The 10,809-nt window shown below is 38.0% G+C and carries 6 protein-coding genes; 4 read left to right on the forward strand and 2 right to left on the reverse strand.

Features of this window, described 5'->3' with window-relative positions; all coding sequences use genetic code 11:
* The first annotated feature begins 140 nt into the window (after positions 1–140).
* Both ACOVQ4_RS07330 and ACOVQ4_RS07335 read left to right on the forward strand, forming a co-directional pair.
* A complete protein-coding gene (locus tag ACOVQ4_RS07330) occupies positions 141–3,200 on the forward strand; it encodes a PVC-type heme-binding CxxCH protein (RefSeq protein ID WP_421820000.1) in 3,060 nt (1,019 codons plus the stop codon).
* 461 nt (positions 3,201–3,661) lie between these two features.
* Positions 3,662–4,171, forward strand: a complete 510-nt coding sequence (locus tag ACOVQ4_RS07335) for a YMGG-like glycine zipper-containing protein (protein ID WP_421820001.1) — start codon at positions 3,662–3,664, stop codon at positions 4,169–4,171.
* Between the two features lie 287 nt (positions 4,172–4,458).
* Here the strand turns inward: ACOVQ4_RS07335 and ACOVQ4_RS07340 are convergent, their stop codons facing one another.
* Positions 4,459–5,670, reverse strand: a complete 1,212-nt coding sequence (locus ACOVQ4_RS07340) for a peroxiredoxin family protein (RefSeq protein ID WP_421820002.1) — start codon at positions 5,668–5,670, stop codon at positions 4,459–4,461.
* Positions 5,671–6,040: 370 nt separating this feature from the next.
* On the opposite strand from ACOVQ4_RS07340, the gene ACOVQ4_RS07345 reads away from it, so the two are divergent.
* Together ACOVQ4_RS07345 and ACOVQ4_RS07350 are read left to right on the forward strand one after the other, a co-directional pair.
* The gene (locus tag ACOVQ4_RS07345; protein ID WP_421820003.1) at positions 6,041–6,865 is read left to right on the forward strand and encodes a DUF5694 domain-containing protein; all 825 of its coding nucleotides are present in this window, start codon (positions 6,041–6,043) and stop codon (positions 6,863–6,865) included.
* A gap of 234 nt (positions 6,866–7,099) precedes the next feature.
* Positions 7,100–9,511 carry a TonB-dependent receptor domain-containing protein gene (locus ACOVQ4_RS07350; RefSeq protein WP_421820004.1) on the forward strand — a complete coding sequence of 804 codons (2,412 nt, stop codon included), beginning with the start codon at positions 7,100–7,102 and terminating at the stop codon, positions 9,509–9,511.
* A 253-nt stretch (positions 9,512–9,764) separates the two neighbouring features.
* On the opposite strand, the gene ACOVQ4_RS07355 is transcribed toward ACOVQ4_RS07350, so the two are convergent.
* On the reverse strand, positions 9,765–10,682 hold the full coding sequence (locus ACOVQ4_RS07355; protein WP_421820005.1) for a hydroxypyruvate isomerase family protein: 918 nt from the start codon (positions 10,680–10,682) through the stop codon (positions 9,765–9,767).
* Positions 10,683–10,809 lie beyond the last annotated feature (127 nt).

Consider the following 10,809-nt stretch of genomic DNA (forward strand, 5'->3'; position numbering starts at 1 on the left):
TGCCTAGTGCCTAAACACATAACTTAATTCTAATTTTGCTCACTTACTTTACTGTGTTTTCACAATTTACCCTTAATCACTTTACGCCTTTGTGCCTGTTCCCTTATATATAATTTACCAAGCCCTTTCTTCCAAAACTTATGTTAAACAAACTTTCTCAAAAATCTAAGATACTGATTCCTACAGTCTTGCTTGGAGGTGTGCTTTTGGGCACTGCATATCAATTTTCACCCAAAAGTCGATTTATTAATCAGTATGCTGACTCTTTGCTGACCGAAAATCAAAAACGGTTACCAGACAATGCCCTCAATGGGGTTAAAATGGTAGATGGTCTTACCGTAAGTACTTTTGCGACCGAACCTATGCTCATCAATCCAACCGATATTGATGTGGATGCAAAGGGGCGTGTTTGGGTATTGGAGGCCTATAATTACAGACCTTCAATCACTGGCAACCCTACCCACAAAGAAGGTGATAGAATTGTGATTTTGGAAGATACCAACGGAGATGGCAAGGCAGATATAAGTAAAGTGTTTTACCAAGGCTCAGAAATCAATGCGCCTTTGGGAATTTCGGTGCTCAATAACGTGGTGATTGTGTCTCAAAGCCCTTATGTTTGGAAATTTACCGATACTAATGGGGATGATAAAGCCGACAAAAAAGAGATTTTATTCCAAGGAATTGAAGGCGAACAACACGATCATGGCGTACATACTTTTGTATTTGGGCCAGATGGAAAGCTGTATTTTAACTTTGGGAATGAAGGTCGTCAATTGAAAGATGCCAAAGGAAACCTCGTTAAAGACCAATTTGGAAGAGAAATTTCTCGAAAAAACTTCCAAGAAGGAATGCTTTTCCGTTGTAACCTCGATGGTTCAGAAGTAGAATGTTTGGGGCAAAATTTTAGAAATAACTACGAAGTGGCGGTTGATTCGTATGGAACCCTATGGCAGTCAGACAACGACGATGATGGCAATAAAGGCGTGCGTATCAATTTTGTGATGGAATACGGCAATTATGGCTATAAAGACCAAATAACACGTGCTTCGTGGGGATATCCTCGCACCAATATGGAAGAGGAAATTCCTTTGCGCCACTGGCATTTGAACGACCCAGGTACCGTACCAAACTTGTTACAGACAGGTTCGGGCTCGCCAACGGGAATGGTTTTATACGAAGGAGATTTGCTACCCAAACAGTTTTATGGACAAATGATTCACTGTGAGCCAGGACACAACGTCGTGCGCTCTTATCCTGTAACCAAGAAAGGGGCTGGTTATTCGGCACAAATTGTGAATATCATGAAAAATGAAACCGACCAATGGTTTCGTCCTGCTGATGTATGCGTTGCTCCAGATGGCTCACTCATTGTGGCCGACTGGTATGACCCCGGTGTTGGTGGACACCAAGCAGGTGATTTAACTCGTGGACGTATCTATCGTATTGCGCCTCCTCAAACGCCTTATTCTGTTCCCAAACAAGATTTTAGCACAGCTGAAGGTGCAGCTAAAGCACTCCAAAGTCCTAATATTGCTACTCGCTACTTGGCGTGGGAAGCTTTGACCAAAATGGGAAAAGGTACTGAAAATGCATTGGTTTCTTACTGGAAAAATGATAACCCAAGAGTTCGTGCTAGAGCCTTCTGGGCATTGGTTAAATTGGTAGATTCCCAAAAATATATTGATTTAGCTATTCAAGACGCTAATCCTGATATTCGTATTGCGGGGTTGCGTGCTGCTCGTCAAAGTAAATTAGAGATTTTAGGCTATGTAGAAAAATTAGCAAAAGACACAGACCCTCATGTGCGCAGAGAGTGTGCGATTGCTTTGCACGGACAAAAGAATCCTAAAGCTAGCCAGTTGTGGGCATCTTTGGCATCGCAGCACGATGGTAAAGACCGCTGGTATTTGGAGGCTTTGGGTATCGGTGCTGAGGACAATTGGGATGCTTGCTTTAGCGCCTATTTATTCCAAAATCAGAATCCTACAAACTCTGCTTCTGGAAAAGATATTATTTGGCGTTCGAGGAGCGTTCAATCTGTAAAACTACTTGCCTCTTTGGCTACAGACCCAAGTGTAGCCTTGAAAGAGCGTTTACGCTATTTTAGAGCTTTTGATTTTGTAAAAGGTCCTGAAAAATCTTCGGCTCTTCTAGGTATGCTCAATAGTAATTCGCCAGAACAGAATCAAATTAATCGTTTGGCATTAAGCCATTTGGATGCAGAGTTTGTTAAAACCTCGCCGATTGCCAAAAATGCCTTGGTACAATTAATGAATAATCTCGACGACAAAGAATTTGTACAATTACAAGACAAATATACCCTACCAGAAGGCAACGAGCGCTTGATTAGTATGATTGGAAAAGGGGAAAAAGTTGGCGATGCGGGGAATGCTCTATTCAAATCTCCACAAGGAGTTCAATTAGCTAAAAATATCATCAATAATCCTAAACAAGAAGATTTAGCCATTAAGATTCTTGGTGCTATTCGTTGGAATGGAGGAAAAACGCAGTTGACATTATTACAGGATGCCATGTTTAACCCCAAATATAGCGCCAATATTCATCGTGAAGCTACTCGTTATTTGGGTGGTAGTGGCAATGGCGAAGACCTTGTTTTAGAATTATTAAAGGCAAAAAGAATTAAGAAAGAGTTAATTCCTGTCGCCGTAGAAGGCGTGAGCCGCGCTTGGCGTCGTTCGGTACGTGTTGATGCTGCCAAATATTTAGGTGCTAGTAATACCGCTACCAAAAAGCTCCCTCCTATTTCAGAACTCATTGCGTTGACAGGTAATCCGAAAAATGGTGCGCAGGTATTTGCCAACAACTGTTCGGTATGTCATCAGGTCAATGGCGAAGGAATGGATTTTGGTCCAAAACTTTCGGAAATAGGTGGCAAATTGGCAAAAGAAGGGCAATATCTAGCCATCTTACATCCAGATGCGGGTATTAGTTTTGGCTATGAAGGTTGGGATATCAAACTCAAAGATGGCACGCAACTAGTCGGAATTATTGCTTCCAAAACCGAAACTGATGTTGTTTTAAAAATGCCTGGAGGTATTGTTCAAAATCTAAAGACTAGCGCTATCAAGTCGATGAAAATGCAGAATAATTCGATGATGCCAACAGGCTTGGCAGATGGTATGTCTCAACAAGAATTAGTCGATTTAGTAGAGTTTTTGATGACTTTGAAAAAGAAATAGTTTTTGATTTGAAAATGGGAGAATTTGAAGATTTGAAAATTTGAAGATTTGAAAATGTGTGATTCACTTGTAGAGACGTAATGCTTTTCATCTAAAGGTTATTCACTCAATATTTTAGTAAAAAGTGGTCGAAAAACAATTTTCGACCACTTTTTTTGATACTGGACTCGGCTTAAGACGCAAAGCATTATATCTCTACGGCTAGAATATAAATTTTAACATAATCACTCATCCACTCAATCTCAAATCACTCAATTCAATAGGTGAATAATCCGCCTTGAAAAATCTGACCACTCACTCAATTACCAATCAGGAGCAAACCCAAACGAGGACGAATTACGTTAATATGTCAAAGAAACAGATTTTTCTGCCTTCAACTTTGTACTGTCAAACATTCATAAAGCAATTTTTTTAAAACAACATATAAGTATTCAATTGCTTTATATTAACACGTAAAATTTATGAAAAAGTTAATTTTGATTTTCGCAACAGCCATGCTTGGCTTGGCTTCTTGCCAACAAAAAACAGATGATAAAGCTGCTATTGAATTAGCAAAACAAGCTGCTATTGATTCGATGAAAATGGTCGCTCAAGCGCAAGAAGTAAAAAAAATGGTGATTGACTCAATGCAAAAAGCAACACCAACCACTCAGGTAACTCAATCTGCTGGCGAGGGTGCTCAAAGCACTAGTGCTGCCATTTCTGGTGCTAACAATAGTAGTCCAGCCAAAGTTGAAAAGACTTCTAGCTCAAGTAGCTCTTCGACAAGTACAGCTAGTACGCCAACAGTAACTAAGAAAAAAAGTAAAATGTCGAAAGTTGCCAAAGGTGCCTTGATTGGCGCTGGTGTTGGTGCTGTAACTGGAGCCGTAGTCAACAAAAGAAATAGAGCGGCTGGAGCTGTTATCGGTGGAGCATTAGGTGCTGGTGCAGGGGCAGGTGTAGGTGCGATTTTGGATAAAAAACAGTAGCTAATTTTAGCTGCTTTAGGCTCTAAGCTTTTTGCAGTAGGCTAAAAATTGTACCTGTTACATACGGTCTAGTGCATTATCAAAATTTGATAATGATTCATCAAAAAAAGCGGTCGAAAATTATTTTCGACCGCTTTTTTTGATATTACTATACTATATCTAACTTGACTCAAGACCAAAAGTATTGCGTCTTTACAGCCACAAAAATACAAATTTTAGAGCAATACTCACTCAATACGAAATGACCAATATTGATATATCTATGAAGCTAAAATCCTAACTCAGGTCTATTTTCCTGTCGACAAATCTTGTTTCAGCAATTCATCAATTTCATGATTAAACTCTTTCACAAAATCATCATAGTATTTTCCTGTTGCTGGACCTGAATATCCTGTATGAATTTTAGCAACTTTCCCAGACTTATCCACAATAATGGTAGTTGGAAAAGAAATAATCTCAGACAAAGCTGGTAATACCGACGAAGCGTATTGCGTATCTGCCAAACCAGCAAATAAGATATCATATTGGATGTCAAATCGTTTTTTCAAAGCTTCCAAACGAGTTTTGGCAAAAGCTGGATCGTTTTTACGCTCAAAAGATAAACCAATGATTTCTACACCACGATTTTTATTGGCTTTGTACCACGGCGCCATATAAGAGGCTTCATCGATACAGTTTGGACACCAGCTACCCAAAATCGTTACAATCACCACTTTTCCTTTGTACTTGGCATCACTCAATGAGGTATTTTGCCCTGTAAAGGCATCAGGAAAAGTAAAATCAAATTGTTTACCATCTTTCACTTTCGTCAATGAATACGCATCTGGTAGTTCTATTTGGTCATTCTTCGTTCCTTTCAACGGGCGTGAACTTGTAGCTCCAATGCTTTGACCAGTAATGGTATTGCCTTCGATTTTACCAATAATCAACGCTGGACTTGAGCCACTGAAGGCCGAAAGATAAAACTCATCACCTTTGATATCTCCTTCGTAATAGCGATAATCACCCGTTTTTGATAAGAATGTTCCTGTTATTTTTTGACCTTTTTGTTCAAATACACCAATCACTGGCGTGGTAGCAGTGCCCATATACACTTCCCATTTGCCTGCCAAACTCGCTTTTGAAGGTGCTAGTTTTTCAAAGAAACGATAGCGACTGCCTTGCGATGCCTTGAATGGAATACGAGTAGTGCCTTTTTTGAATACCCCCGACAAGGTAGTTGGGCTTTCGATTTTGGCTGCTAATACCGCATCAAAAATCTCAACAGGAATAAATAATGAATCGCCTTTTTGTGTAACACCTTTAAGCTCAAATCGCTCTGAAGCGTTTAATAAATAGGCATCTTTGCCTTTTAACTCAAAATTAAAAGGAGACTCTTTTCCTTCAAACAAACTAAAAGTACCTCTCCAAACACCTTGTTTAGGAGCTACTTGTGCTTTTGTGATACCAAAGCTTGCTATTGCTAAAGCCGCTGAGGCTATAATTTTATGTAATTTCATAAGCTAGTTTTTAGTTGTCGTGTCAATTTTTCACTTCAAAAAAGTAAGACATTCTTCCATTATTGCGTCATTACTTTGTATTGAAAACTTAATTCTTTTTAAAATTAAAAATTTAATCTATAAGTTTTATAGAATAAACAAATATTCCTTCAGAGAGTTCCTAAATTGAGTAGAAACTGCTAATAAAGTAACCCCACCAGACAGGACCTCTTTTGCTTACAGCATATAGCCTAAAGCAGATAAATTTGCCCCCTATCCATTTATCGTTCCATTCTTCACGAAGCAAATTTTTTATTGATGTGTGCAACCTAACTTCGTTGTGTTGCATCTAGTAACTGTTAGCAGTAATTATAAAACAAACCTACATAAAATGAAACAGATTTTGACATTCTTATTCTTTGTGACAACAGTAAATATTTTTGCACAAAATGTACCTTACGAAAAGAAAATTATATACAAGACTAAATTTGATGATGCAATACCTGTATTAAATGTTGGAACTTTTCACATGGGTGAAACTTCTGATGCAAACGCAACAGATTTTGATGAAAACAACAAAAAGAATCAGCAAGAAATTAAAAAATTAGCTAAGATGTTAGCTGAATTTAAGCCAACAATAATTGTTATTGAAGATTTACCTAAAAATGATAGTTTGAGACAAATCTCGTATTCAGATTATCTAAAAAACCCAACGAAAAAGTTTGTAAATCCAGACGAAATAGAATTATTAGCTTATGAAGTTGGAAGACTTGGCGGAGCAAAAAAGATTTATGGAATCGACTTTAAAGAAAAGTACAACTACAACATTAATGTTGTAAACAGTGTAGATACTACTACTTTAAGCAAATATTCTATACTAAGTGATGAGAATGATTCAAAAAATCCTGAAAAAGGAATTCCTTTTTATGATTTATTCAAATTGAATAATCATCCTCAATATTTGGAAAGTCTTATAAATTTTAATGCTGATTTGTTACTATATAATTCCAGTAAAAATCATGCACAAGGAGCGGACGAAGCAGGCAAATTTTACCATAGAAATTTAGTAATGTTTTCTAATCTAAATCAGATCCCAATGACAAAAGATGATAGAATTTTCATTTTAATGGGAGGAACCCACACTGCTTTCTTTATGGATTTTTTGAAAAGAAGTCCAAAATTTCAACTTGAAAATACATTTAACTACCTAAAATAACCGCAGCTAACATCGAGTTGGCAATATGGCGACTTAAGTGCTTCTATAAAACATTGGTACAAGGTTCAATAGCCATAATTGGCTACGCCGAATCTTCGATTTCTATTGAACTTTTGTACTAAAATTTCGCCACATCGCCAAGTGCTATCCGTTAGTAGCCATAGTTTTTTTTCATTCAAACTTCTTTAAACCTACAAGTGGACCTGGCTAAGTGCTTTTAACAAATTTAAACCAATGAAATTATTACACACACTACTACTATCTATCTTTTGTGGATTTGGAGCTTTGGCTCAACAAAAAATTTCGGGGAAAGTTTTTGACGAAAAAAATCAGCCTGCCGAATTTGCTACGGTATCCCTCCTTTCAGCTAAGGATTCAAGTATGGTAAAAGCCAACTTGACGGATGCCTCTGGGGTTTATCATTTCGAATCAGTTAATAAAGGTCGCTACCTCATTAGTATTTCGATGATGGGTTATCAAAAAGCCTTTAGTGCTGTTTTCTCTGTAGACCAATCACCAGTTACCATCGAAAATATTATCTTAAAGACAAGTTCAAAGACCTTAGACGAAGTAACAGTAACCGCTCAAAAACCCTTTTTGGAACAAAGAGCCGATAAATTAGTCGTAAATGTGGCTAATAGTCCTGCTTCTGTGGGAAGTACTGCTATTGAAGTATTGCAAAAAGTTCCTGGGCTAATTATTGCTCAAGATCGCATTACGATTGCAGGTAAAGCTTCGGTATCGATTATGATTGATGGAAAACCATCGCAGTACACCGATATGAATCAGGTTTTGAAAGATTTGCCTAGTAATAGCATCGAAAAAATCGAGGTAATCAAAAATCCTTCTGCTAAATATGATGCTGCGGGTGGTGCTGTGATAAATATTGTAATGAAACGCAATGCTAATCTTGGTACAAATGGCTCGGTTGCCCTCAATTTTAGAGGTGCAATGGTCGACAACACAATTGTAAATCGTAGTAAAAATGACTTTTTTGGCGGATATTCTCCTAACTTTTCGCTCAATCACCGCAAAGGCAAGTGGAACGTATTTGGAAGCTATACGTATTCGGATAGGACGTTTTTTCAACTCACACAAATTGACCGTGTAATTGGCAAGGATGAGTTTTCGAACATCATGATGAATCCTGGGGATGCCAAAGTTCATAATGCACGTCTAGGCGCTGACTATTATTTAGATAAGAAAAATACCATCGGGATATTACTCACAGGTTTTGACCGTTCGGGTAGCAACAACAGTACAGCTATTACAAAAGTATTTTCGACAGAAACTAAACAATTAACCAGTCAGTTCGAAACCCTTAACGACCAACCTACTACTCGTAATAATATTGGTTATAACCTCAACTGGAAACATAGTTTTGATAGTACAGGACGTGAACTCAACGTGGATTTGGATTATGTACAGTACAAACTCAAAAATCAAAACTTGATTACGATTGTGGACAATGGTTTACGTCGTAATAATTCACAGAGTGTGGATAACCCTGTGCAATTTATGACAGCGAAATTGGACTATACCCATCCTATCTCGAAGGACAGCAAGTTGGAAGCGGGTGGAAAAATGAGTTTTGCGACGATTGACAACGATTTGCGTTTTTACCGTGAACAGGTGTTGGACACTAAACGAAGCAATGTTTTTAACTATAAAGAAAATATCAATGCGCTTTATGTAAATTACAATACCAGTTTTGGTAAAAAATGGGAACTTCAAACGGGTTTACGTACCGAACAAACCGTTGCAACAGGTTTTAGTCAAGTCGAAAACAAAAATGTGTTGGAACGTAACTATTGGCAGTTTTTCCCAAGTATTTTCTTGACACATAAGCTTAACAAAAGCTTGGCCGTTACGACTTCGTTTACCCGTCGTATCGACCGCCCGAGTTATCAACAACAAAACCCATTTGAATTCCAGATTGACTCTTTGACTTTTACGAGAGGTAATCCATTGTTGAAACCGCAATTGACCAACGAAATTAAATTGCAATTGACCTTTGACGGACAGCCATTTTTTGCGCTTGGTTACAACAACACTAACGATGTCATAGTGGATAATGCGCCAAAGCAAGACCCTGCAACAAAGCGTACCTATACAACTGCCGAAAACTTAGCGACTTACAAAAACTATTTTGTAGAGTTGAACTTTCCAATCAAAATTGGAAAGAAAATTTCGGGATATGGTGGTAATCAATTGATATACAATGCCTACAATGCCAATTATCTAGGAGGAACCTTCGACCAATCTCGTGTAAACTGGTTGGCTTACTTTAATATTAACGCCAAATTTACCAACAAACTGAGCATGGAAATGGGTGGTTGGTATATGACTCGTTCACAACAAGAGTTCTTGACTTTAAACCCATTAGGAGCATTAACAATTGGTTTACAATACAAAGTATTAGAAGGAAAAGGCAAGATTTCATTGGCGATGAATGACGTATTTTATACCGAACAAACAAGAGGACTTATTGAATATCAAGACATTAACCTTAAATACTTTAGTCGTGAAGCATCTCAAAACCTTCGTTTAGGATTTAGTTATAGCTTTGGTAATCAGAAATTAAAAGCAAGTCGCTCACGCCAAACAGGTTCAGAGTCAGAATCAAATCGTGTGAAAGCAAACTAAATAGGATTTTTGAGTGCTGAGTTTGGAGTTTTGAGAAGAGTATGAGTCATCCCTAATTTAGTGATTTAATGATTTAGCGAATGAGTGATTATGTCACAATTTGTATTCACTCATAGAGATGCAATCATTGCGTCTCTATGAGTAATATCTTGCATTAAAGCATCAAAAAAGCGGTCGAAAAAACAATTTCCGACCGCTTTTTTAGGATAATCACTCATTCGTCAAACCACTCATTCACTCAATCGAGACAACCCTATAAATCTGAAGCACGATAGGCCTCAATCAATTTGATTTCACCTTCTTTGCCTTTTACCGAATTGCCATGTTCCATGCCGAAAACAAAATCACGGCCTGTAGCTTGTGACTTTGCATTAATATGTTTGAAAATATTCTTGTAATTCATCTCACCAGTGGTTGGTTCTTTACGCCCAGGCTCGTCGCCAATTTGGAAATATCCAATCTCGTCCCACGTTTGGTCAATGTTATATATAATATGTCCCTCGTTGCGTTGCATATGCCACATATCAAACAAAAACTTACACGATGGACTATTGACAGCCTTACAAATCATATAGGTTTGGTCGGAATGTCTCAAAAACAAATCTGGAGTATCGCTTAATGCTTCCAACACCATCACCAAGCCATGTGGTTCGAAAATGGCGCTTGCCATACGCAATGACTCAATTACATGCCCAGTTTGGATTCCGATGGGGATACTACGGTCGTAATTGCCTGGCACTACAGTCATCCATTTGGCATTCACACGTTTGGCGACTTCTACGGCTTCTTTACATCTTTGTAAAAACTTATCACGCCATTCCTTTTTACCCGAAGTCAATGAAGTTTGTAGAGGCCAATTATCAAAGTTTACCACAAAAACTCCCATGGTCATTCCTAGCTTTGCCATGGTCTCTCCCACTTTTGTTTGTACTTCTACAGGTCTGTCCATCATACCATTATCCTCAAGCGCACGAAAACCCATTTCGTGCATAAACTTAAGTTGGTCGATAGGATCTTTGCCTGCGGAATTTTCGAACATCCCAAAATGAGGCGCATATTTGAGTTTAAAAGCAGGTTGAGCTGAAGTATTTTTTGCTTCCAACACACCGCTCGAAAGCGTACTTACGGCAGAAGCAGCTAATAGATTTTTAGTAAAATCACGTCTTTGCATGGTAAAAGGGCGTTAAATAGTTGAGGGTTCTAATATACAGAAAAACTTATTGTATCCTGACGGGGCTTTGGGGGATTTGTGTAATTTGAAGATTTGATAATTTGAAAATGTAGGTGTGATGATTGTC

Origin of the sequence: Flectobacillus sp. (genome assembly GCF_049240685.1) — a bacterium.
Classification (GTDB): Bacteria; Bacteroidota; Bacteroidia; order Cytophagales; family Spirosomataceae; genus Flectobacillus.

Bases quoted from the DNA above. Each gene is read 5' to 3' on its own strand.
- ACOVQ4_RS07335 (WP_421820001.1), top strand. From the start codon at position 3,662: ATGAAAAAGTTAATTTTGATTTTCGCAACAGCCATGCTTGGCTTGGCT.
- ACOVQ4_RS07350 (WP_421820004.1), top strand. From the start codon at position 7,100: ATGAAATTATTACACACACTACTACTATCTATCTTTTGTGGATTTGGA.
- ACOVQ4_RS07355 (WP_421820005.1), bottom strand. From the start codon at position 10,682: ATGCAAAGACGTGATTTTACTAAAAATCTATTAGCTGCTTCTGCCGTA.
- ACOVQ4_RS07330 (WP_421820000.1), top strand. From the start codon at position 141: ATGTTAAACAAACTTTCTCAAAAATCTAAGATACTGATTCCTACAGTC.
- ACOVQ4_RS07340 (WP_421820002.1), bottom strand. From the start codon at position 5,670: ATGAAATTACATAAAATTATAGCCTCAGCGGCTTTAGCAATAGCAAGC.
- ACOVQ4_RS07345 (WP_421820003.1), top strand. From the start codon at position 6,041: ATGAAACAGATTTTGACATTCTTATTCTTTGTGACAACAGTAAATATT.